Source organism: Mesorhizobium sp. B1-1-6 (assembly GCF_006443035.1).
Taxonomy (GTDB): domain Bacteria; phylum Pseudomonadota; class Alphaproteobacteria; order Rhizobiales; family Rhizobiaceae; genus Mesorhizobium.
Genome location: NZ_VFWR01000007.1, coordinates 294,558 through 317,341 on the forward strand (window position 1 = coordinate 294,558; position 22,784 = coordinate 317,341).

Consider the following 22,784-nt stretch of genomic DNA (forward strand, 5'->3'; position numbering starts at 1 on the left):
GCCGTCGCGACTTTTGACCGTTACTCTGTTGGCATGACGGAAATCAGGCGCTGCGGCAAGGGCTCGCCGCGGCGCATATGGGTCATCGGATCTGGATTCTTATCGAAGCGTATACACATTCCGGTCGTGACCTCGGGTCAGAACGGATTCCACGTCGCCCGTTCGGTAAGCTTCAGGTAGCCGAGATTGACGCCGAGCCGGGCGCCGACGCCGGTGCGGATCGGCACCAGCAGCACATTGTTGTTCTTCAGCACATTGAATCCGACGCCCGCCACCACATAGGCCGAGCCGGCGACGCCGCCATAACGGTTGTAGAGATTGCCGACGTCATCGAGATTATAGACGAGCATCATCACCCGCGATCCCTCGCCGCCGAAATCCCAGCCGAGCGACGGGCCTTGCCAGAAAACTTTATGGTCGCCGGCATTCTTGGTGTAGAGCGTGCCTTCGCCATAGGTCAGGCCGCCGATCAGCGCGCCGGATCCCTCCTCGCCAAGCAGATAGCCATTGGGCAAGCCATAGGAAGCAAAAATCTTCTCCACGACTGTGGCAAGGCCGCCCGATGTCGCGCCGAAGAACTTGTGACCGGAATCGACAATCTCCTGAGCGGTGTACTCCTGGGCCCGCAGGGCCGATGTCGAGAAGACGAGAACGCCCATGAGCGTGATCGCCATTGAGAGGACACGGAGAAAACTCCGGCCGTAGAATCGGGAAAACATGCTTCCAATCTCCGTCAGGGAGCACTTTCGCCGACGCCTCGCACCCGTACGGCTCTTTAGGCGGCCGTTAAGGATGGCTGTTAGGGGCAAACTATGCCGTAATCCTTTTTCAACCATTAAACTCGCACATGAAGATGGCGGTTCGAAGGCTGTTGGGGTCGTTCATACAGGCAAGCAGCCTGCGTGAACGCGCCATAGGCCCCAACGGCGATTTTGGGTTTGTTGCTGCACGCACGGGCGCTGTGTATTCAGAAAGCTCGGGAAGAGAGCGTGATTCGCGTGGGCAGGCGTCGATCGATCGCGCGGCCATGATTTATGGGATTTTTGCAGGGATTTTCGCCGATGTCCGATCTTTTCACCCTTTCCGCACCCGATCTGGCGGCACTTTTGTGCAGCCGGGTCTGCCACGACATCATCTCGCCTGTTGGCGCGATCAACAACGGGCTTGAACTGCTCGATGAAGGCGGCGCCGACGAGGACGCCATGAAGCTGATCCGCCAGAGCGCCCGCAACGCCTCGGCGCGCCTGCAGTTCGCCCGCATTGCCTTCGGCGCGGCTGGTTCCGCCGGCATGCAGATCGACACCGGCGATGCCGAAGCCGTCGCTATCGCCTTCCTCAAGAACGAGAAGCCGGAACTCATCTGGAATGGAACCCGTGCACTGTTGCCCAAGAACAAGGTCAAGCTGCTGCTCAACCTGATCCTGGTCGCCAACGCCGCCATTCCACGCGGCGGCAAGCTTTCGGTGACGCTGGAGAATCTCGAGACCGAGCCTCGCTTCGCGCTTTCGGCGAGCGGCCCCATGTTGCGGGTGCCGCCGAAATTCCTCGAACTGCATTCCGGCCACAAGCCGGAAGAACCGATCGACGCGCATTCGGTGCAGCCTTACTATACGCTGCTTCTGGCGCGGGAGGCCAACATGACGATATCGATCCATGCGACCGCGGAAGAGATCGTGCTTTCGGCGGCCTGAGATCCGCACAAACTAGCAGCAAAGTATTTCAGTTCTGTAATATTGATTGAATGGACCTACCGGCGGAAGATCAACTTCGCCTGACAGCGCAGGCCAAAGCATCTGCAAAGAAAAGCTTGCCAACTGGCATATTTGCAAAAATTTTACCTAATGGCTTTTCGGCTTCTTTACCAGATCGGCCTATGCTGTGCCGCAGATACCCCGACGCGACCGGATTGCCACAAGGCAAAGAGGACCCGGAAATGAAACGCTGCATGTTCGTCGACGATTCTAGCGTCATCAGGAAAGTTGCGAAGCGCATCCTGGGCGGTTCCGACATGATGGTCATCGAAGCCGCCAGCGGGCTTGACGCGCTGGAGATGTGCGCCGCCGATATGCCTGATATCATCGTCGTCGACGGTGCACTGCCGGATGTACAGGCGGTCGACCTGATCCGGCGCGTGCGCGCCATGGAAAGCCCGACCAAGCCGCAGATCCTGATCTCGCTGGTCGAACTGGACATCGCCTCGATCATGCGAGCCAAACGCGCCGGCGCCCAAGGCTATCTGTTGAAGCCGTTCAACCGCCCGCAGCTACTCGAGCGCTTTCGCACCCTGAAGATCGCTGCCTGATCCGTCGGATCGCGGTTACCACCGGTCTATGACGCAAAAACCCGGCTGCCGCCGGGTTTTTGTCTGGAATTTCGATCGGCCGTCGCTCAGGCGCTGACGCGGATGTCTTCAGGTTCGCGCAGCACATAGCCGCGGCCCCAGACCGTCTCGATATAATTCTGGCCGCCGGACGCAGCATCGAGCTTCTTGCGCAGCTTGCAGATGAAGACGTCGATGATCTTCAGTTCCGGCTCGTCCATGCCGCCATAGAGGTGGTTGAGGAACATTTCCTTGGTGAGCGTGGTGCCCTTGCGCAGCGAGAGCAGCTCCAGCATCTGGTATTCCTTGCCGGTAAGGTGCACGCGCTGGCCGCCGACTTCGACGGTCTTGGCATCGAGATTGACCACCAGGTCGCCGGTGGTGATGACCGATTGGGCATGTCCCTTCGAACGGCGCACGATGGCGTGGATGCGCGCCACCAGCTCGTCCTTGTGGAACGGCTTGGTCATGTAATCGTCTGCGCCGAAGCCGAGGCCGCGCACCTTGTCCTCGATGCCGGCCATGCCGGAAAGGATGAGGATCGGCGTCTTCACCTTGGAAAGACGAAGCGTTCTCAAGACCTCATAGCCGGACATATCGGGCAGGTTGAGGTCGAGAAGGATGATGTCATAGTCGTAGAGCTTGCCCAGATCGACACCCTCTTCGCCGAGGTCGGTCGTATAGACATTAAAGCTTTCCGATTTCAGCATCAGCTCGATGCTTTGTGCGGTTGCACTGTCATCTTCTATCAGCAGAACACGCATTTCATTCCCCTTTTCTGCTGCCGGACCATCTTGCGACCCATCCGGGACCGGAGCAGTGATTGCCTGGTGCAGAGGCTGCCATGGAATGGTTAACAAAACCTAATTCCGCGTCGATGACGGTACCAGATTTTTTAACCACTTTCTACACCCTCTTGAATTTAATACCGAATCACAGGACCAAACCGCTAATGCAACACATTAAAAACCTGGACTAAGTGACTCCAGGGACTCATCGACATCGCTTCCATGTCGCCAGCCGGATTTTTACCCGGCCTTAAGTCCTGACCCGTATGATTAACAATGCCCGTAAACGAATGGTTACCGTCGGCAAAAAACTTTAGGGTTTTGTTTCCCATAGTGCGGGGAAAGCCGGTGGACACGGGCAGCGCTTGGGCCTTTCCAAGTGGTTTGGACGATATGTGCAGGTGTGCGTTTCCGGGAGTACCGAATCATGAAGTCACGTGAAAACCTCGTTCGGCTGAAACAGTTTCAGGTGAATGAGAAGCGGCGGCAGCTGCTGCAGCTCGACATGATGATCGCCGAATTCGAACGCATGGCCGCCGAGCTGGAGCTTCAGATCAGCGCCGAGGAAAAGAAGGCCGGTATCACCGACATCAATCATTTCGCCTATCCGACCTTCGCCAAGGCGGCCCGTTTGCGCCGCGACAACCTCAGAAATTCGCAAGGCGACCTCGCCCAGCAGCGAAGCGCCGCCGAATCATTACTCGGCGAAGCTGAAGCGGAGCTTTCCAAGGCGGAAATGCTCGAATCGCGCGACACCAAGATTCGCGAGGCCGAAACTGGCGGTCGTAGCGCGATGATCGGCTGAACCGCCCGATATCCGCGTCTTTGAGCACGTCCAAGCGGGCGCGCAACGCATTGGGCGAGCGCTAAACGGCCCACTCCCCTTCATTCACGGCCGCAGCCCGCGCCCGGGCCTCCTTGATGTCGGGAACGTGTTGTTCCGACCAGGATCTGATCTGGTTGAGCAATCCCGCCAGATTCTGGCCAAGTTCGGTCAATTCATATTCGACCCGAGGCGGGACGACCGCAAACACCTCGCGCCGCACCAGGCCGTCGCGCTCGAGCACGCGCAACGTCTGCGTCAGCATCTTCGGCGTGACGCCTTCGAGCTTGCGGGCAAGCTCGCCATTGCGCTGCCGGCCTTGGCGCAGCGCACAAACAACCAGGTAAACCCACTTGCTGGCCAGCGTCTCCAGCACCGTGTGTGAGGGACAGGTCCGCCGGAATGCATCATAGCCGAAGGGGGAGTCGAGATCACTATCCATACGGTGCCTATATATCAAAAAGGTACATACTGGACAAGAGACCATTACTCTCCAAATGATAGTGGGACCGGTCAATCAGGAGAAATCTTATGCGTGCCATTATCCAGAATTCCGTCGGCGGACCCGATGTCCTTGTCATCGCCGAGCGCCCGGCGCCCTCGCCCAACGCCGGCGAAGTGCTGGTCCGCATCAAGGCGGCCGGCATCAATCCGGTCGATGGCGCCGTGCGCGCCGGCTATTACCCGCTGCTCGGCGAACCACCCTTCATCCTCGGCTGGGACCTTTCGGGAACCGTCGAGGCGCTGGGGCCTGGTGTCAGCGGCCTGAAACCAGGTGACGCGGTGTTCGGCATGCCGCGCTTCCCAAAGCAGGCGGCAGCCTATGCCGAACTGGCCGCGGTGCCCGCCGATGAAATCGCGCGCAAGCCCGCGCACGCCGATTACGTCCAGGCAGGCGCATTGCCGCTGGCCGGCCTCACCGCCTGGCAAGGCCTCGTGCGTCATGGCGCGATGAAAGCCGGCCAGCGCGTGCTGGTCCACGCCGGGGCCGGCGGCGTCGGCCATCTGGCGGTGCAGGTCGCCAAGGCGGGCGGCGCCTGGGTTGCCGCCACCGTCAGCACGGAAAAATTGGATTTCGTCCACAAGCTCGGCGCCGACGAGGTCATCGACTACACCAAGGATGATTTTACCGACAAGGCGAAGGACATCGACCTGGTGCTCGAGACGGTGGGCGGCGAACACGCCCATCAATCGTTGAAGGTGCTCAGGGACGGCGGCGTGCTGGTGTCACTGCTCGACATCAGCGACAAGACCAGGGCGGATGCCAAGGCGCGAAGCATCCGCGTCGAACGCATGTCCGTTGTTCCCGACCGCGAAGGCCTGCTGGAACTTGGCAGGCTCGTCGATGCGGGAAAGCTTACCGTGCATGTGGCAAAGACCTTCTCGCTCGAACAGGCCGGCGCCGCGCACGCTTTCCTCGCCAGCAAGCCGGTCGGCAAGGTGGTGCTGACGGTCTGAAACGCGCAAATGCTGTCAAGAGACCAAAAGGGCGCGAACTTCGCGCCCTTTGCAGATTCTTGAGTGTCAGTGCCGGTATTGCTGGATGCGCGTCGTGCGCAGCCCGGCCAGGCCGTATTCGTCGATCGAGGCCTGCCAGGACAGGAACTCCTCGGTGGTCAGCTTGTAGCGCTGGCATGCCTCCTCGAGGCTCAAAAGCCCGCCGCGCACCGCTGCAACCACTTCTGCCTTGCGCCGGATAACCCAGCGACGTGTATTCGTCGGCGGCAGATCGGCAATTGTGAGAGGGCTGCCGTCAGGCCCGATAACATATTTGACTCGCGGTCTAACCAGATCGGTCATCGTACTCTCTACAAAAAACTCAAAGACCCAATCCCCACCACGTTACCGCCACAGCTTTAAAAATTGCCTAAGCAGACCCTAACAGCTAGGTAATGATCATGAACGCCGCGTTAGTCTTTTCGCAAACATTTGAAATATCTGCCGGGAAGTTCCGGATTCGCTCGAAAAATCTGCGCGGTCACCGGGCCGGCAGTTGCCCGCCGATCGGTCCCGCAAGCTGGCGCAGCCGCCAAGCTTGACCTATATTCGAGTCATTGGCATGCAAGCGCCGCGCAGAACGAAAGAACCATGAACAGCCTCGATCTCCCCGGACGTCCCGAAAACACCCGTATCGTCGTCGCCATGTCGGGCGGCGTTGATTCGTCCGTTGTCGCGGGTCTCTTGAAGCGCGAAGGCTATGATGTCGTCGGCGTCACCTTGCAGCTTTACGATCATGGCGCCGCGACGCACCGGGCCGGGTCCTGCTGTGCCGGGCAGGATATCGATGACGCCCGCCGCGTTTCCGAGACGCTCGGCATTCCGCATTATGTGCTCGACTACGAAGAGCGCTTCCGCAAGGCGGTCATCGATCCCTTCGCTGAGAGCTATGTCGCCGGCGAGACGCCGATCCCTTGCGTTTCCTGCAACCAGACGGTGAAGTTCGCTGATCTGCTGGCCACCGCCAAGGATCTCGGCGCCGACGCGCTGGCCACGGGCCACTACATTCGCTCCGGCGCCAATGGCGCCCATCGCGCGCTCTATAGGCCGGTCGACGCCGATCGCGACCAGAGCTATTTCCTCTTCGCCACCACGCAGGCGCAGATCGATTATCTGCGCTTTCCGCTCGGCGGCCTGCCGAAGCCGCAGGTTCGCGCCATTGCCGAGGAGATGGGCCTGACGGTAGCCGCCAAGCAGGACAGCCAGGACATCTGCTTCGTGCCCCAGGGCAAATATTCCGACATCATTGCCAAGCTGAAGCCGACGGCCGCCAATCCGGGTGACATCGTCCATATCGACGGCCGGGTGCTCGGCCGCCATGAAGGCATTCTGCGCTACACCATCGGCCAGCGCCGCGGCATCGGCGTGGCCTCCGGCGAGCCGCTCTATGTCGTCCATCTCGACGCCGAGCGCGCCCGTGTCGTGGTCGGGCCGCGCGAGGCGCTGGAGACGCACAAGATCTACCTGCGCAACATGAACTGGCTTGGTGACGGCGCGCTGGCCGACATGCCCGCGGGCGGGCTGGAACTGTTCGCCAAGGTTCGCTCGACCAGGCCGCCACGCCCGGCGATGCTGCGTCACGAGGCGGGCGTCACATCGGTCGAATTGGCCGATGGCGAGTCCGGTATCGCGCCTGGACAGGCTTGCGTGCTCTATTCCGACGACGGCAACGAGGCCCGCGTGTTCGGCGGCGGCTTCATCGAACGCTCCGAGCGCGGCGCCGAGGCCGAGGCGATGTTGAGCCGACTTGCCGCGTCACCGGCGCAGGTTCCCGCCGAGTAGGCAACGATCTCTCCGCCGCGACGCGGCCCGATCTTCTTCAGGGATTGGATTTGGTGTGCGTGACCGTACCTGCGGTCAGGATGCGCAGCACCCGGATTGCCTCCTCGCCGCTGGTGCGCGGTTCGGCCCGCGTTTCGATGCAATGGATGAAGTGCTCGAGTTCGCGCGTCAGCGGCATGCCTTGGCCAACCGCGACATAGGAGGGCTCATTGGTGGTGAACGCCCATTGGCCGCTGTCCTGCCAGACCGCGTGGCGATAGACGGCGAGCTTGCGCTCCCATGGTTCGACATCGTCGAAGACAGCCATCGCCTTGGTGCCGACCACGGTCAGCCGCCGTTCGCGGTAAGGGTTCAGCCGCGAGGCGAAGAGATGGCTGCGCAAACCGTTGGGAAAGCGCATGTGCAGATGCGCGAAGTCGCTGAGATTGTCGAGCAGCGCCGCCCCTTCGCCGCGCACCTCGATCGGTTCGGTGCCGGTGATGGCCAGGATCATCGACAGGTCATGCGGCGCCAGGTCCCATAGCGCATCGTTCTCGGTGTGGAATTTGCCGAGGCCGAGCCGGTGCGAATGGATGTAGCGGACCTCGCCGAGCTCGCCCTTGTCGATGAGCGCCTTCAGCGTCTCGAACGCGGGATGGAAGCGCAAGACGTGGCCGACCATGAAGACGCGGCCCTTGTCCTTCGCCGCCTGCACCGAGCGCTCGGCATCGGCAACCGTCAACGCGATCGGCTTCTCCACCAGCACGTCCTTGCCGCTTTCGGTGGCGCGCACCGCCATCTCGGCATGAAATTGCGGCGGCAGCGCCATGACGATGGCGTCGATGTCATTGCGGACGAACAACTGGTCCGGTTCGATCGCGAGGCAGTCCTGTTCGCTGGCAAAGCCTTCGGCGCGGGCACGGTTGGCGTCGGAGACCGCGTGCAGCGTGCCGAGCGCCTTGAGGGTGCGGATGTGGTTGGAGCCCCAGTATCCGCAACCGAGGACTGCAATGCGCGGCTTCATCTGTTCTCAAACTCTAAAAACTCGTGGCCGAGACATAGCGACGTGCCTCTTCGAACTCAACCCCGGCGGCTGCAACCAATCATCGGCGCGGCAAAGCTTTTCGGCAGCGAGAATAAGCGCCCCTGCCGAGCGGTTCGAAGCTTGACAGGCTCACCCTCCCAACCTTATATCCGCGCGACCTTGGCGAACGCCTCGAAATGCCTTGCGATTTAAGGCGGATTTCGGGCCTTTCGCCGCCCTGGCGGGGTAGCTCAGTTGGTTAGAGCACGGGAATCATAATCCTGGGGTCGGGGGTTCAAGTCCCTCTCCCGCTACCACCTCTCACCTGTACGGCCCGGAGACATAGGTAACAGACTGTACCTAAGACATGGGTGACAACCTCGCGCTGAACGGGTTGGACAGGCCCACGCTGATGCGGGTCGCGTGGGGAGGAACGTCTACACCTCTTCCGTCTCGAGCACGAATGTCCCAGCGGGGATGCGGTTGGTGATCATGGCGCGGATGCCGGCATCGATGGCGGGGTCAGTTTCGTCGAATAGGCCGCAGGCCTGCAGCGCCTTGCGCTGGTCGACGGAGCGGCCGAGATATTCCAGAAGCACGACCGAGGCCGCTGGTCTCCGCCCTCGTAAAAGGGGCATGCCCGTCTGGATGCCGACCAGATAGGCGACGCTCGTCTGGTAGCTCGGATAGAGGATCACCTGGGTGATGCTGGTCTTGAGCAGGGTTTCGGATTCGAGCGCGAATATGCGATCGCCGAGCAGCAGCAGGGCGGCCGAATATTTCGAGGTCTTCACGCCATATTTGCCGAAATGGACGAGCCTTTCCATGCATTTCCAGAAATAGCGGCCTTCCTTTTCATAGATCACGACCAGGCATTTGATGATCTTGCCGGCATAGCCGAACGAGTAGAAATAGCGGAAATAGTAGCCGACATAGCGCCCGAGATCGCCGGAACGCTGATAGAGCTGCTCCATATGCACCAGCATGTCCGACGGCGCGTGGACGCCGAGCGGGCGGCGGCGCAGGCCGACGATCTCGGCAAAGCGCTGCTGGTCCATCAAAAGCTCGCCTTCGCTCACGCCGAAGAAATCGCAGATCTTGCGCATGTTGCGGCGGGACGGCCAGGTCTGGCCGCTCAGATATTTGTTGAACTGCTGGCGGTTGATCTGCAGGCGCCGGCACACGGCGGCGATAGACGGATAATAGCTGCACAGGAAGGCGAGGTTCTGGGGAAGCGGTTCGGTCTGCATGACCTAATGCATACTGACGCCAGAACAGTGTCAAGTCGCGAAGGGTCGCGAAATTGTGCGGCACCGCCGATTTGCCCAAAGTGGCGCTCTCCAACAGAGGCCTCGTCATGCGCACAGTGTCCAACTTCCCCCATCCGATCCGCTCGGTCGACCATTTCGAGATTCCGATGCCGGACGGTTGCCGGCTTGCGGCGCGCATGTGGCTCCCCGAGGGTGCCGAACAAAAGCCGGTGCCGGCTATCCTGGAATACATCCCCTATCGCAAGAACGATCTGACCGCCGCGCGTGATGTCGTCATGCACCCCTACGTGGCCGGCCACGGCTACGCAGTGGTGCGCGTCGACCTGCGCGGAACCGGCGATTCCGAAGGGCTGATGCTCGACGAGTACCTTCAGCAGGAGCTGGACGACGGCTGCTCGGTCATCGAATGGCTGGCCTCCCAGCCCTGGTGCGACGGCAACGTCGGCATGATCGGCATCTCCTGGGGCGGCTTCAACGGATTGCAGATCGCGGCCATGCGGCCGCCTGCGCTGAAGGCGGTGATCAGTTGCGCCTCGACCGACGACCGCTACGCCGACGATGTCCACCACATGGGTGGCACGCTGCTCATCGACAATCTCTCCTGGGCGGCGATCATGTTCGGGCGCAACACGCTGCCGCCCGACCCACGCAACAAGCCGCACAATTGGCGCGCTTTGTGGCACAGTCGATTGAAGGAAAGCGGGCTATGGCTGAAGAACTGGCTGGAGCACCAGCACCGCGACAAGTTCTGGAAACACGGTTCGGTCTGCGAGGATTTCGGCGCGATCACCTGCCCGGTCTACGCCGTCAGCGGCTGGGCCGATGGTTATTGCCGCTCGGTCTTCCGCCTGATGGAAAAGCTGCAGGGCCCGCGCAAGGGGCTGGTCGGGCCATGGGCGCACACTTATCCCCATATCGGCAAGCCTGGTCCTGCCATCGGCTTTCTGCAGGAATGCGTCCGCTGGTGGGATCAATGGCTGAAGGGCCGTGACACCGGCATCATGGACGAGCCGATGCTGCGCCTGTTCATGCAGGATAGCGCCCCGCCGCAAACTTCCTACGAGACGCGCGCCGGACGCTGGGTCACGGAGCCGGCATGGCCATCGCCGAATATCGAGCGGCAGTCCTTCTTCCTTTCCGGCAATGGGCGCCTGTCCCTACGCCGGGCAGACGATGCGGCCGGAACGCAGACGGTCCGCTCGCCCTTGTCGGTTGGCCTGCGCGGCGGCAAATGGTGCTCCTATGCCGTGCCCGGCGACCAGCCGGCTGACCAGCGCGGCGACGATGCCGGCAGTCTGGTCTATGAGACGCAAGAGCTGGCGCACGATGTTGAGATCGCCGGCGATGCAATGCTCGATCTTGTCTTCGAAAGCGACAGGCCCGTCGCCATGGTGGCCGTCCGTCTTTCGGATGTCGCCCCCGATGGCGCGACGACGCGCGTCAGCTACGGCCTTTTGAACCTGACGCATCGCGATAGCCATGAGAGGCCCGAACCGCTCGAACCGGCAAGGCGCTACCGCACCTCTGTCCCCTTCAAGCACGTAGCACAGCGCTTCAGCGCGGGGCATCGCATACGCCTTGCCATCTCGACAAATTACTTCCCGATCGCTTGGCCTTCGCCCGAGCCGGTCACGCTCACCGTCCATCCGGCGGATTGCCGCCTTGAACTTCCGGTCCGCGTCGGGGGCGCCGGAGATCCGGCACCGGCGCCTTTTGCCGAACCCGAAGGGGCGCCGCCCTTACGGGTGGAGACGATCTCAAAGCCGCAAAAGGATTGGACGATCACGGAGAATCTGGCAGTCGCTTCGACCGTCGTTGAGATCGGCGAAGGCGCCGGCACCTATCGCATCGTCGACAACGACCTAACCATTACCTCGCTCGGCCGCGAACGCTATTCCTTCCGCGGCGACGATTTCGGGTCGGCCAGGGCCGAGGCGAAATGGGAGTTCGAATTTTCGCGCGCTGATTGGCGCATGCGTTCTGTGACCGAAACGACCATGACCGCGACGCCATCGCACTTCCACGTCGAGGCGCATCTCGAGGCATGGGAAGGCGACGAGCTTGTCCACGAACAGAAATGGACCGAGGCGATAGAGCGTCGCCTGCTGTGACATTCGCGAACTGACGCTAATCTCGCTCACATCTGCGTCGGCAGCGAAATTGACCGGCTTGCCGGCTGAATTGAAGAATGCGCCGTCCGAACTCGCGGCCCCATCAGGCGGCGCGGTACCAAAAAGAGGGATCCCGGCAATCGCCGGGAAACCCGCTCAGTTGAAAGGGGAACGAAACCGTGAATGGAATGAAATTGAATCGCAGGCATTTCCTGCAGGCAGGCGCCGGCCTCGGCGCGGGGATCATCGCCTCCGGCCTGCCCTTGTCGCAGGCCGTATGGGCGGCCGAAGGCAAGGTACTCAAGGCCCGCGCCTATTCCGATATCGACAAGCTCGATCCTGGCTTCTACCAGAACGCGTACAATGTCGACGTCATGAACTGCATCTACACCAAGCTTACGCGCTATAAACCGGGTTCGGAGTGGGGCTGGGAACTCGAGGCCGCCGAATCCGTCGAGCAGATCGATCCGACGCACATCCGCTTCCGCCTGAAGAAGGGCATCAACTTCACTGGCGGATTTGGCGAAATGACCGCCGAGGACGTGAAGTTCTCGTTTGAGCGCGTCATCCAGCACAATTCTCCGGTCAAGGGCGACTGGGGTCCGCTTGACCGCATCGAGATCGAGGACGACCATACTGGCGTGATCGTGCTCAAGACGCCTTTCGTGCCGCTCTGGAACATCACTCTTCCCTATGGTTGCGGCCACATCGTCTCGAAAAAAGCGGTGACGAAGGCAGTTGCCGACGGCGGCGATTTCGGCATGAAGCCGCCCTGCTATTCAGGTCCCTACGTGTTGTCGGACTGGAAGCCGAACCAGCTCGTCCTGTTGACCCGAAATCCCGAATGGAAAGGCCCTAGGCCGGGCTTCGACGAAATTCATATCCTGCCGATGAGCGATATCAAGACCGCCGAGCGCGCCTATCAGGCAGGCGACATCGACTTCACCGATTTCAGCCTCGATTCGCTGGCCACGTTGAAGGACAGCCCGCCCGAAAACACCAAGATCGAAGAAAAGCCTTCGCTCTACTATGTCTATATCGGCATGAACTCGGACCATCCGAAGCTGAAGGACGTCAATGTCCGCAAGGCGATTCAATGGGCCATCAATGTGCCGCAGATCATGGACGCGGCCTATTCAGGCCAGGCCCAGGTCGCGACCGGCCTTATCGCTCCAGGCTTGGTGGGACACCGGGAAAAAGCGCTGATACCGCCGGAGGGCGATCTCGAAAAGGCGAAGCAGTATCTTGAGAAGGCCGGCATCACCGAACTCAGCCTCACCATCGACGCGCTCAACGTGACCACCTTCTCCACGATCGCGGAAATGGTCCAGGCGCAGCTGTCGCAGATCGGCATCACGGTCGAGGTCAATGTTCAGGATTCCGGTTCGTTCTGGACCATCGGCATGGAATCGGAAGGCGAACGTTGGAAGGACATGCAGCTGATCGTGCAGCGTTTCTCGATGGTGCCGGATCCCTATTACGCCACCACCTTTTTCGTGCGCGACCAGGTCGGTGTGTGGAACTGGGAGCGCTTCCGCAGCGAGCGCTTCGACGAGCTCAACGCCAAGGCGGTAACCGTCGAAGACCCGCAGGAACGGGCCAAGATGTATTATGAGATGCAAGACATCATGGAAGATTCCGGCTCCTACCGGTTCCTCACCCATGAAGGCTCGCCGATCATGTACCGAACGACGCAACTCGAGGCCGAGACGCGCCCAGACGGGCGGCCACTCTATCTCGGCTTTGAGCCGAAATCGGCCTAGGGCGTTCTAGGAAAAGTGCGTAGCGGTTTTCCGTCCGGAATTGCGAAAAAACAAAGGGTTAGAGCGGGTCGGCGATTCTATCAAACGCTGAACCGCTCTGACGCGGTCGCTGGGACAGGCTGAGTCAAAACATGTGGTTATATCTTGGCAAGCGTATCGTGCTGGCGGCGGCAATTGTCGTCGTTGCCGTCACGCTGCTGTTCCTGATGATCCAGGCCGTTCCCGGCGATCCCGCCGCGGTCCTGCTCGGACCGCGTGCGACGCCGGAACTGAAGGCGCAATTGCACGAGGAAATGGGCCTCGACAAGCCGCTGCCCGTGCAGATCGTCTCATTCTTCGGGGGGCTGCTGCACGGTAATCTCGGCACCGATGTCTTTACCCAGCGCCCTGTCGCGGCCATCGTTTTCGAGCAATTGCCTTACACGATCGAACTCATCCTGGTTTCGATCGCCTGGGCCGTTATCGTCGGCGTGCCGCTCGGCTGCTATTCGGCGCTGCGCCGCAACTCCGTGATCGACAAGGTCGTGGGTGTATTCGCGGTCGGAACCATCGCCATCCCGTCCTTCGTCATGGCGATCTATGCGCTGTTGATCTTCTCGGTCGGCCTGCGCTGGCTGCCGGCCATCGGCGCCGGCTCAGGCTTCCGCGACGGGTTCGTCCATCTCATCCTTCCAGCCTTCGTCGTCGGTATCGGCTGGGTGGGCTACATCTCGCGCATCGTGCGCGCCTCCATGCTGGAGATTCTTGGCGAGAACCACATTCGCATGGCGCGCTCCTTCGGCCTTTCGGAGCGGCGCATCGTGGCGCGCTACGCGCTGCCGCTCGCGATCCTGCCGACAGTGACGATCATCGGCGTCGGCATGGCGCACCTGCTCTCGGCGGCGGTTTTCGTCGAGGTGGTCTTCGCCCGGCCCGGCATCGGCGCTCTGATCGTCAAGGCGGTGGATTCGCGCAACTATCCGATCGTCATGGGCACGGTCCTCGTCACCACCGTTCTGTTCGTCATCTCCACGACGCTCGCCGACCTCGTAAACGCGGCGCTCGATCCAAGAATCCGCGAGAATTTGTAGCGTGTCCGAAGTTCAACTCATTCGCGAGGCGGTCGATGAACGCAGCGGGCAGGGCGCGGCCGCCATGTTCCTGCGGCAATTGCGCAAGTCTCCGCTCGGCATGATGGGCGCCGTGCTGGTCGTGCTGATGGTGGTGACTGCGGTCTTCGCCACCTGGATCGTGCCTTACGATCCGATCAAGATCATGGTTGGGCCCCGGCTGGCGCCGCCCTCTTTGCATTTTCTTCTCGGCACCGATCAGTTGGGACGCGATGTCTTCTCGCGGGTCGTCATGGGCGGAAGGATCGCGCTGCTCGTCGCCTTCGTCTCGTTGGGCGCCTCGCTCAGCGCAGGGCTTGTGCTCGGCCTCATCGCCGCCTTCGGTCCGCGCTGGCTGGACAATCTGCTGCTGCTGGTCTTCGACACGATCCGCTCCTTTCCGGTCATCATCTTCGCCTTGGCAGTGGTGACGCTGCTCGGGCCGAGCCTTGCCAGCGTCATCTTCGTCGTCGCGATCACGTCCGTGCCGATCTATGCGCGCGTGGTGCGCACGCAGGCCCACGCACTGCGCGAGAGCGAGTTCATCACTGCGGAGCGCGCCATGGGCGCCGGCATCGTGCGCATCCTTGCCGTGCACGTGCTACCCAATGTGATCGGGCCGCTGCTGATCCTGGTCAGCATGGATGTTCCGCTGGTCATCACGCTGGAGGCCGGCATGAGCTTCCTAGGCATGGGTGTCCGTCCGCCGACGCCGGACTGGGGAACCATCCTCAGTGACGGCTATGGCTATATCCACAAGACGGTGTGGCTGGTGATCGCCGGCGGCATCCCGATCGTCATAACCACGCTGGGCTTCACTTTCCTCGGCGAGGCGCTGCGCGACATTTTCGACCCCAAGCTTCGGAAAGACCTATGAACACCGGCGCTCAGGCAAGACATTCTCCAAACCGCGACCCGCTTCTGGCGATCCGCGGTCTGTCTCTCGATTTCGGCACGCCGCGCGGTCGCGCCCATGCACTGCGCGATATCCATATCGACGTGTCGGCGGGCGAAGTGGTTGGCATCGTCGGCGAAAGCGGTTCGGGCAAATCGACGCTCGCCTATGCCGTGATGGGGCTGCTGGCGGAAAATGCGGAGATGGTGAACGGCGCCATCCTGTTCGAGGGGCGCGACCTGCTCGGCATGCCTCCGGCGGAGCGGCGCGGCTTGCTCGGCAACCGCATGTCGATGATCTTCCAGGATCCGATGACGGCGTTGAACCCGGTGCGCAGCATCGAAAGCCAGATGATCGATGTCCAGCATCACGAGGGCGGCTCGCACCGGACCAAGCGCCAGCGCGCGCTGGATATGCTCCATCGGGTCGGCATTCCGGACCCGGAGAGCCGCATCGGCGGCTATCCGCACGAGTTTTCCGGCGGCATGCGCCAGCGTATCTGCATCGCGATGGCGCTGCTGGTGAAGCCGGCGCTGCTCATCGCGGACGAACCGACCACAGCGCTCGACGCGACGCTGGAGGTGCAGATCATCCATCTGTTGAAAGAGCTGCAAAAGGAGATCGGCTGCTCGATCCTGTTCGTCTCTCACCACCTCGGCGCTGTCGCCGAGCTCTGCGACCGGGTGGCGGTCATGTATGCGGGCGAGGTGGTCGAATACGGCACCGTGCGCGACATCTTCCGCCGACCGGGGCATCCCTATACGCGCGCGCTGCTCGAATGTGATCCCGGACGCATCCGGCAACGCACCCGCCAGTTGCCGACGATCCCAGGCGAGGTGCCGAGCCTCCTCGGTACCCAGGCGGGTTGCATCTTCCGTCGGCGCTGCCCGCAAGCCTTTACCCGGTGCGTGGATGACAGTCCTGTCCAGTGCGCTATCGGCGCAACGCACACCGCACGCTGCCATCGCCTCGACGACACGTTGGTGGCGCCGGCATGAGCCCCCTGCTTTCAGTCGAGGATCTTCGCGTACGCTTCCGCACCATGGGCGCGCTGAAGGCGCTCGCCAGCGGCGTTAAGAACCCGTTCGTGGACGCCGTCTGCGGCGTTTCCTTCGAGATCCGCAAAGGCGAAACGCTCGGCCTCGTCGGCGAAAGCGGGTCGGGAAAATCCACCATCGCCCGCACCATCATGGGCCTCCGGCCGCCGACGGGCGGCACGATACGCTTCGATGGTCAGGTGCTGAACGGCCTCGCCCCGACGGAGCGCAAGCCGCATCTTCGGCGCATGGCGATGATGTTCCAGGATCCGGTCGGATCGCTGTCGCCGCGCCTCACTGTACGCTCGCTGCTGATGGAGCCTTTCCGCATTCACGGCGTTACCGGCCGCGACCCCGCCGCCGAAGCGGAACGCCTGCTCAACATGGTCGGCCTGCCCGCCGACTTCGGGCGGCGATATCCACACCAGCTTTCCGGAGGCCAGGCGCGCCGCGTCGGCGTGGCGCGGGCCCTTGCATTGCAACCCGATCTTATCATCGCCGACGAGCCGACCGCGGGACTGGACGTGTCCGTTCAGGGTGAAGTCCTCAATCTGCTTGGACGCTTGCAGGGCGAACTCGGCATCGCCATTCTCATCATCACGCATAATCTCAATGTCGTGCGCCACATGACCGATCGCATGGCGATCATGTATCTCGGCCGCTTCATCGAGGTCGGCTCGACTGAGCGGATATTCACGCAGCCGCGCCACCCCTACACGGAGGCGTTGCTGTCGGCCAATCCGGAACCCGACCCGGACGCCGTGCTCGACAGGGTCGAGCTCAGCGGCGAGGTGCCGAGCCTGATGACGCGCCCAGCGGGCTGCGAGTTTCACACCCGCTGCCGCTATGCGCAGGGCATCTGCAAAAGCGTCTTCCCGTCCCGGGCAGCCGACCGGGAAGATCCCCGCCATGTCTTCAATTGCCACTTCCCGCTATCGGAACGTGCGCTCGCCGGAGCCACCAATGTCTCGTGAAATCCTCGATGTTCCTCTTGCCAACGGCACGCCGGGCAGCCAACACAGCGTGCGCATCATCCGGTATGGTGCCGCCGACGCGCGCCCGAAAGCCTACATACATGCCGCGCTGCATGCCGACGAAGCGCCCGGCCTGCTGGTGTTACACCATCTGGTCGAGCAGCTTGACGCCGCCGACGCGCGCGGCGAAATCCGGGGCCAGATCGTCGTCGTTCCCTACGCCAACCCGCTCGGCCTGGCGCAGTTCGTCAATGGCGATCATCTGGGGCGTTACGATCTGGCCAGCGGCCGGAATTTCAACCGCAAATGGCCTGATGTCGCCGGCGAATTGACCATCCGACTTGCCGATCGGCTCGGAAGCAGCGCCGACGACAACACGGTGCTCATCCGCAGCACGATTCGCGAAATTCTCGACGAACGCGGCGCAGGGCAGCCTGTCGATTCCCTTTACACCGCCTTGGCACGCGAGGCTTTCGATTCCGATCTTGTGCTGGATCTGCACTGCGACGACGAAGGGCTGATGCATCTGTTCGTGCGGCCCGAGATCTCGGCCGAATTGTCCGACCTTGCGCGGGAACTCGGTTGCCGGGCGGTGTTCTCACAGGGTTCGTCGGGCGGCTCAACCTTCGCCGAAGCAAGCGTCGAGCCCTGGATCAGGCTTGCGGCTGCCCTTCCCGATAAGGTGATCCCGATCGGCTGCCTCGCCGCGACGGTGGAACTGCGCGGCTTCATCGACATCAGTGATGAGATGGCGTCGGCTGACGCTTCCGCCTTGCTCAACGTGCTTCGCCGCCGCGGCTACGTCGCGGGGCAAGCGGGCCTGCCGCCCGCCGCGCTTTGCGAGATCACCGGCTTCGATGCGTGCGATGTGGTTCGCACGCCCGCTTTCGGTGTCATCGTCTACCGCGCCGAACTGGGTGAACGCGTCACTTGTGGACAGCCGATCGCGGACATCATCGTGCCTTCTTCGCTGGGCCGCGAGGCGCGCGTGACGGTACGGGCGCGCACCGACGGGCTCGTGGTGACGCGAAGGCTGAAGAAACTTGTCGCCGCCAATCAGGTCATTGCCAAGGTGGTGGGCCAAAAGCCCCTCGCCCACCGGACAGGCTATCTGCTGGAGGATTAGATCGATCAGCGGGCGCGGGCACTTCTTGACCGCAGATCGATGATTGGCGGCCACGCGTAGAAACGAGGTCCGTTCGACCTGATCCTGTCCCGGGCTCTAGGCCAGGGGCCGACCGCCGTCGACCGGAATGATAACGCCGGTCACGAAACGGAGATGGGTCGCAGCCGCCAAAACCGCCTCGGCGACATCGTCGGGCGTGCCCAGCCGCCCCAGCGGCGTCCGGCTTGCCTGTTCGTCCCGCCAGGATTCGTCACGGCCCTTGATGAAGTCGGTGTCGACGACGCCGGGCGAGACCGACACGACCCTGATTCTCGGGGCCAGGGCACGCGCCAGCGACTTGGTCAGATTATCGACAGCGGCTTTCGACGCACAATAGGCGACGTTGCTTCCCATGGCGGTGACCCCTGCGATCGACGAGATGTTGACAACAACCCCGCTGCCGGTGCGATCGAGCAGCGGCCGCATGGCCCGCGTCGCAGCAATCACACCGCGCACGTTGACGCTGAAGATGCGGTCGATCAATTCATCGTCCAGGCTGTCGAGATCCGGATGTGGCACGAAGCGGGTTGTCCCGGCGCAATTGACCAGGACATCCAGCCGGCCAAAGCTTTTCTCGATCTGACCAGCGAGGCGCGCGAGGCAATCGCTGTCCGTCACGGTCGCCTCGGCGACGAAGTGATCGCCGTACGCCAATGACGAAACCAGATCGTCGGCCGTCTGCCGCGAACGGTTGTAGCCGATGACAACCGAAGCCCCTTCCGCAGCAAGCCTGGATACGATCCGCGCGCCGATGCCGCCGGTTGCTCCAGTGACCAGGGCAACCTTGCCTGTGAGTGTGGCTGTCATGGCCGTCTCCTGAGTGTCAAACCCCGGTGCTTCGCTTATGGGCGGCCAGCGCCATTAGATTGCGGTCGCGCCAGGCGCTGCGTTCGGCGAGTTGGGATGCTGACAACTTTTCGCGGCGCGCTTCCTCGGCCTTGGCAACCAGCCCTTCCGACCAGGGGGCCGGATCGCGCCTGGCGAGGGCGATCGAATGGTAGAGCGGTCCCAGACGTCTCGCGTAGTCCGCGATCCCGCCGGGCGCATTCAGATCGATCGTCTCGAAAGGCCCCATGAAGGACCACCGGTAGCCGAGCCCATGCGACACCGTAAGGTCGATATCGGCGGCACTTGCCACGCCCTCCTCGAGCAGGGCCCAGGCTTCGTTCAGCAATGCCCCCTGAAGCCGGTTGAGGACGAACCCTTCGACTTCCTTGCGCACGATCACGGCAGCCTGCCCTACGGCCTCCATCTGCACCCGCAGCCACGCAACGGCCTCCGCGTCGGTCCAGGGCGCCGGGACCAGTTCCACCAACGGGATCAAATGCGGTGGATTGACGGGATGAGCGACGAGAAAACGCCGGCGGTTGGCACAGGACCCGGTGAAGGCCGAGGCCGGAATGCCGGAGCTGGAGCTGCCTACGACCGCGTCGGGCCGCATCGCCCGGTCAATCTCCAGACAGACCGCCTCCTTGATGTCGCGCACTTCCAGCACCGACTCCTGGATGTAGTCGGCATCCGCTACCGCACCCTCCAGCGTATCGACAACGTTCAGCCGCCGCATGACTGCATCGACGGCATCTACCAGCCCGGCCTCTTGCATATCGGCAAGGCTGGCCCGGATCTTGTCGAGCACCGCGGCGCGGATGTCGGCGCTGCCGTCATAGATGGTCACATCATGGCCGGCCCGGGCGAAGACGATCGCCCAGCCACGGCCGACCAGTCCGGCACCGACAATGGCGACTTTGCGGATTGCATCCATCATTGCACCCGTGACGTCTCGCCGTCCGCGAGGCAAATTTCGGTGATCCGCAGGCCATCCTGAGTGATGCGGGATGGGAACCGGTCCTTCAACCGCTCTTCGTGGATGGGAATGACCCGCCGTGCCTCGTGGCCCACCTGCTTCATCATCTCCTCGGTGGCGAGAACGAGATTGGTCTGGCTGCCGACCGCAAGCCCCACCGGAACGTAGAGCGTCTCGATATCGACGGCAGCTCCCGAGCCCTCGATGTTATCGAAGACGTAGACCAGATCGCCAGCCAGCACCCAGGTGTCGTCCTTGCCGTTGCGCACGGTGACCCACATCGATCCGTAGGTATGGCTGTCAAAGGCGGCATGGAGATCGATGTCGGGCAGGACGTCCTGTTTCGCTCCGTCGATCGTCACCAACCGCTTCTGACGGGCCAGGTCGACGCCGCGCACGATGTCGCCCGGGTCGACGGCTACGTTCATCCAGCGCATGCGATCCGGCAGCGACATCGCCCAGACCCACTTCGCGATCTCCCTCTCCTGGATGTAGAAGGTCGCATTCGGGAAGTCCTCGACATTGCCGAAATGGTCGAAATGCGCGTGCGTGACGAAAACCGTGTCGACGCTCTTTGGCGAGAGGCCGATTTCGCCAAGAACGGCCTCGGGCGAGTGCCAGTTCTCGACGCCAAATTTGTCGGCGAGATGCTTGCCGTAGTCCTTGTTGTTGTAGCCGACATCGACCATCGCAACGCGACCGTTGCCCTTGATCAGCGCGTAGCAGTAGGGAAGCTTGACGTAACCCTGGTTGTGGGCGCCGTAGAGCACGCCGCTCTTGTGGTAGTTGCTGACGTAGCTGTACTCAAGCACCCAGATCGAATATTGGCTCATTGCTTCCTCCCTGTTGTCGCCAACGCTGCGCACAGCTGCAGCAGGCGTGATTGAAATCGACCGGCGTCATACCGGCCCGCGGTTCCGACGCCGCCTGCAGCCCGGCGTAGGCGCGTTTGATCCTCTCCCCGGCCCGGTCGAGCTCCTGCTGCCAGTCGCGCCGCAGTCGGGCCGAACCGAAATCGTCCAGGACCTCGCCCAGCATTGCATGGGCGGCCCCCAGACGCGCGCAATGGCTTTCGAGCCCATGCGGCGCGTGCAAGGCGCCCAGCCGCTGCTCCACCTCCGTCCACCGTTCGCGGGCCACCGGAATGTCAGGCAGATCGAGCACGTCGCGGCGTCCGCCGGCCTGAGCCAGGACCAGCAGGCCAGCGAGTTGGCCGATCAGCCGGCGCAGGCCTTCGTAGACGGGGCGGGTTGCCACGACGTAGCGGACGATGGCTTCGTCGGCCAACGCGGCATCGTTGACGGTGGCGACGGGTTCCTCGCTTCCGGTGACGGAGACATGGGGCGCCGCGACGACCTCGCAGTCATAGCGGTGGACGCTTACCGCCCGCTCGAAGAAGCGCTTTCCCGGGATATCAGCCATGGTGCCTTTTTCGCGTCGTCGCGCGCTCGATCACCGCGCCGGGCGGGATTAGTTGAACGATCGGCTCCCGGCCGGAATTCGTGCTCAATTCCTTCGCCAGGCTGACCGTGGCCTCGAGCATCTGGTCAATGGGCTGCCGGACGGTCGTCAGCCCGTGCGAAGGCCAGTGGGCCATCTCGATATCGTCGAAGCCGACGATCGAAATGTCGTCCGGCACGCCGAGCGCCAGCTCTCGCCGCACGCCGTCGAGAAAGCCAATGGCGAGAATGTCGTTGGCGCAGAAGACACCGTCGGGAACCTCTTTCAGGTCACGCAGCTTGCGCGCCGCTTCGTAGCCGGCGTGATAGCTGAACTGGCCTGCCTCGATAACTATCGGCGCGGCGAGGCCACGCTCGACGGCGCGTTCGCTGAAGCCCCTGTGGCGTGCGACATTGGTGGAGGCATCGGGCAAGGCGGCGATGTAGGCCAGGCGCCGGTGGCCGGTATCGACGAGATAGTCGGCGATGCTGCGGCCGCCGAGTATATTGTCGCAGGAAATGCCGAACGCGTGGTCGTCGGCCGAGAGTCGGTTGAAAAAGATCACCGGAGTGCCGGCCCTACGGCATTCCTGCGCGGCCGCCGAAGACAGGGTGGCCGCCAGGATGATGGCAAGATCTGGCTGGTAGTTGAGCAGCAGGCGTAGCGCCTGGTCGACGTCTCCCGACTGGTCGGCGGCGACGAGCATCACGTTCATGTCGATGGCACGAAGGGCGGTGGTCAGCCGCGTCAGCACTTCCGGATAGAACGGGTTCTTGATGTCCGCGACGACAATACCCACGATACGCGTCTTCTTGGTGATGAGGCTGCGCGCGAAAGGGTTCGGCGAATAGCCGATCTCCCTCGCACGGTTCAGCACCAGGTCCCGCGTATTCTTGGCGATCACGGCATCGGCGTGAAAGGCCCTGGATACGGTCGAAACAGACATGCCGAGATCGCGCGCCAGATCCTTCACGGTCAGGCGGGGCTTGCTGTTCTTGTTGCGGGCGATGATCGACATGAAAA

The 22,784-nt window shown here is 62.4% G+C and carries 23 protein-coding genes and 1 tRNA gene; 13 read left to right on the forward strand and 11 right to left on the reverse strand.

Going from position 1 to position 22,784, the window contains the following annotated elements; genetic code table 11:
- Positions 1 to 137 precede the first annotated feature (137 nt).
- Positions 138 to 674 carry an EipA family protein gene (locus FJ979_RS16600; RefSeq protein ID WP_224518884.1) on the reverse strand — a complete coding sequence of 179 codons (537 nt, stop codon included), beginning with the start codon at positions 672 to 674 and terminating at the stop codon, positions 138 to 140.
- A gap of 387 nt (positions 675 to 1,061) precedes the next feature.
- Here FJ979_RS16600 and FJ979_RS16605 point away from each other — a divergent pair, with 387 nt between their 5' ends.
- Positions 1,062 to 1,691 (forward strand): histidine phosphotransferase family protein, encoded by a 630-nt coding sequence (locus tag FJ979_RS16605; RefSeq protein ID WP_140582215.1) that lies wholly within the window; start codon positions 1,062 to 1,064, stop codon positions 1,689 to 1,691.
- A gap of 242 nt (positions 1,692 to 1,933) precedes the next feature.
- Positions 1,934 to 2,302 (forward strand): response regulator, encoded by a 369-nt coding sequence (locus tag FJ979_RS16610; protein WP_140496100.1) that lies wholly within the window; start codon positions 1,934 to 1,936, stop codon positions 2,300 to 2,302.
- An 86-nt stretch (positions 2,303 to 2,388) separates the two neighbouring features.
- Here FJ979_RS16610 and ctrA read toward each other — a convergent pair whose 3' ends face one another.
- Entirely contained in the window at positions 2,389 to 3,084 is a 696-nt protein-coding gene (gene ctrA, locus FJ979_RS16615) for a cell cycle two-component system response regulator CtrA (protein WP_006203583.1), read from the reverse strand.
- Between the two features lie 451 nt (positions 3,085 to 3,535).
- Between ctrA and FJ979_RS16620 the strand changes: the two genes are divergently transcribed.
- Entirely contained in the window at positions 3,536 to 3,913 is a 378-nt protein-coding gene (locus FJ979_RS16620) for a flagellar export protein FliJ (RefSeq protein ID WP_140496101.1), read from the forward strand.
- Positions 3,914 to 3,974: 61 nt separating this feature from the next.
- Here FJ979_RS16620 and FJ979_RS16625 read toward each other — a convergent pair whose 3' ends face one another.
- Positions 3,975 to 4,373 (reverse strand): helix-turn-helix domain-containing protein, encoded by a 399-nt coding sequence (locus tag FJ979_RS16625; RefSeq protein WP_140556158.1) that lies wholly within the window; start codon positions 4,371 to 4,373, stop codon positions 3,975 to 3,977.
- Positions 4,374 to 4,462: 89 nt separating this feature from the next.
- Here FJ979_RS16625 and FJ979_RS16630 point away from each other — a divergent pair, with 89 nt between their 5' ends.
- Positions 4,463 to 5,389, forward strand: coding sequence for an NADP-dependent oxidoreductase (locus FJ979_RS16630; protein ID WP_140582218.1), 927 nt, complete (start codon positions 4,463 to 4,465; stop codon positions 5,387 to 5,389).
- A gap of 66 nt (positions 5,390 to 5,455) precedes the next feature.
- Here the strand turns inward: FJ979_RS16630 and FJ979_RS16635 are convergent, their stop codons facing one another.
- On the reverse strand, positions 5,456 to 5,731 hold the full coding sequence (locus tag FJ979_RS16635; protein WP_006203587.1) for a DUF1153 domain-containing protein: 276 nt from the start codon (positions 5,729 to 5,731) through the stop codon (positions 5,456 to 5,458).
- Positions 5,732 to 6,019: 288 nt separating this feature from the next.
- Between FJ979_RS16635 and mnmA the strand changes: the two genes are divergently transcribed.
- Complete coding sequence (gene mnmA / locus FJ979_RS16640; RefSeq protein WP_140496104.1) at positions 6,020 to 7,210, forward strand: tRNA 2-thiouridine(34) synthase MnmA; 1,191 nt, start codon at positions 6,020 to 6,022, stop codon at positions 7,208 to 7,210.
- Positions 7,211 to 7,247: 37 nt separating this feature from the next.
- On the opposite strand, the gene FJ979_RS16645 is transcribed toward mnmA, so the two are convergent.
- The gene (locus FJ979_RS16645; protein WP_140582221.1) at positions 7,248 to 8,213 is read right to left on the reverse strand and encodes a Gfo/Idh/MocA family oxidoreductase; all 966 of its coding nucleotides are present in this window, start codon (positions 8,211 to 8,213) and stop codon (positions 7,248 to 7,250) included.
- Between the two features lie 240 nt (positions 8,214 to 8,453).
- Here FJ979_RS16645 and FJ979_RS16650 point away from each other — a divergent pair.
- Positions 8,454 to 8,530: transfer RNA gene (locus tag FJ979_RS16650), tRNA-Met, on the forward strand.
- 120 nt (positions 8,531 to 8,650) lie between these two features.
- Here the strand turns inward: FJ979_RS16650 and FJ979_RS16655 are convergent.
- Positions 8,651 to 9,463 (reverse strand): helix-turn-helix transcriptional regulator, encoded by an 813-nt coding sequence (locus tag FJ979_RS16655; protein ID WP_140582224.1) that lies wholly within the window; start codon positions 9,461 to 9,463, stop codon positions 8,651 to 8,653.
- 107 nt (positions 9,464 to 9,570) lie between these two features.
- On the opposite strand from FJ979_RS16655, the gene FJ979_RS16660 reads away from it, so the two are divergent.
- The 7 genes from FJ979_RS16660 (at position 9,571) to FJ979_RS16690 (ending at position 18,478) form a co-directional block, all read left to right on the forward strand.
- Positions 9,571 to 11,595, forward strand: a complete 2,025-nt coding sequence (locus FJ979_RS16660) for a CocE/NonD family hydrolase (protein ID WP_140496107.1) — start codon at positions 9,571 to 9,573, stop codon at positions 11,593 to 11,595.
- A 188-nt stretch (positions 11,596 to 11,783) separates the two neighbouring features.
- Positions 11,784 to 13,358, forward strand: coding sequence for an ABC transporter substrate-binding protein (locus tag FJ979_RS16665; RefSeq protein WP_140496108.1), 1,575 nt, complete (start codon positions 11,784 to 11,786; stop codon positions 13,356 to 13,358).
- A gap of 131 nt (positions 13,359 to 13,489) precedes the next feature.
- The gene (locus FJ979_RS16670; RefSeq protein WP_140496109.1) at positions 13,490 to 14,428 is read left to right on the forward strand and encodes an ABC transporter permease; all 939 of its coding nucleotides are present in this window, start codon (positions 13,490 to 13,492) and stop codon (positions 14,426 to 14,428) included.
- Position 14,429: 1 nt separating this feature from the next.
- Complete coding sequence (locus FJ979_RS16675) at positions 14,430 to 15,323, forward strand: ABC transporter permease (protein WP_224680319.1); 894 nt, start codon at positions 14,430 to 14,432, stop codon at positions 15,321 to 15,323.
- On the forward strand, positions 15,320 to 16,339 hold the full coding sequence (locus tag FJ979_RS16680; RefSeq protein ID WP_140582226.1) for an ABC transporter ATP-binding protein: 1,020 nt from the start codon (positions 15,320 to 15,322) through the stop codon (positions 16,337 to 16,339). The genes FJ979_RS16675 and FJ979_RS16680 overlap by 4 nt, the downstream gene beginning before the upstream one ends.
- Positions 16,336 to 17,352, forward strand: coding sequence for an ABC transporter ATP-binding protein (locus FJ979_RS16685; RefSeq protein WP_140582229.1), 1,017 nt, complete (start codon positions 16,336 to 16,338; stop codon positions 17,350 to 17,352). Before FJ979_RS16680 ends, FJ979_RS16685 begins: the two co-directional genes overlap by 4 nt.
- Positions 17,342 to 18,478 (forward strand): succinylglutamate desuccinylase/aspartoacylase family protein, encoded by a 1,137-nt coding sequence (locus FJ979_RS16690; protein WP_181168601.1) that lies wholly within the window; start codon positions 17,342 to 17,344, stop codon positions 18,476 to 18,478. The genes FJ979_RS16685 and FJ979_RS16690 overlap by 11 nt, the downstream gene beginning before the upstream one ends.
- Positions 18,479 to 18,574: 96 nt before the next feature.
- On the opposite strand, the gene FJ979_RS16695 is transcribed toward FJ979_RS16690, so the two are convergent.
- From FJ979_RS16695 to FJ979_RS16715, 5 genes are read right to left on the reverse strand one after another with little or no spacing between them, the layout of a single operon-like run.
- The gene (locus tag FJ979_RS16695; RefSeq protein WP_140556170.1) at positions 18,575 to 19,324 is read right to left on the reverse strand and encodes an SDR family oxidoreductase; all 750 of its coding nucleotides are present in this window, start codon (positions 19,322 to 19,324) and stop codon (positions 18,575 to 18,577) included.
- 16 nt (positions 19,325 to 19,340) lie between these two features.
- Positions 19,341 to 20,279, reverse strand: coding sequence for a 3-hydroxyacyl-CoA dehydrogenase (locus tag FJ979_RS16700; RefSeq protein WP_246674166.1), 939 nt, complete (start codon positions 20,277 to 20,279; stop codon positions 19,341 to 19,343).
- Positions 20,279 to 21,154: an N-acyl homoserine lactonase family protein gene (locus tag FJ979_RS16705; protein WP_140496115.1), complete on the reverse strand. Its 876-nt coding sequence runs from the start codon at positions 21,152 to 21,154 to the stop codon at positions 20,279 to 20,281. The genes FJ979_RS16700 and FJ979_RS16705 overlap by 1 nt, the downstream gene beginning before the upstream one ends.
- Positions 21,126 to 21,743 (reverse strand): hypothetical protein, encoded by a 618-nt coding sequence (locus tag FJ979_RS16710; RefSeq protein ID WP_140556173.1) that lies wholly within the window; start codon positions 21,741 to 21,743, stop codon positions 21,126 to 21,128. The genes FJ979_RS16705 and FJ979_RS16710 overlap by 29 nt, the downstream gene beginning before the upstream one ends.
- On the reverse strand, positions 21,736 to 22,779 hold the full coding sequence (locus FJ979_RS16715; protein ID WP_140496117.1) for a LacI family DNA-binding transcriptional regulator: 1,044 nt from the start codon (positions 22,777 to 22,779) through the stop codon (positions 21,736 to 21,738). The genes FJ979_RS16710 and FJ979_RS16715 overlap by 8 nt, the downstream gene beginning before the upstream one ends.
- Positions 22,780 to 22,784: the final 5 nt, after the last annotated feature.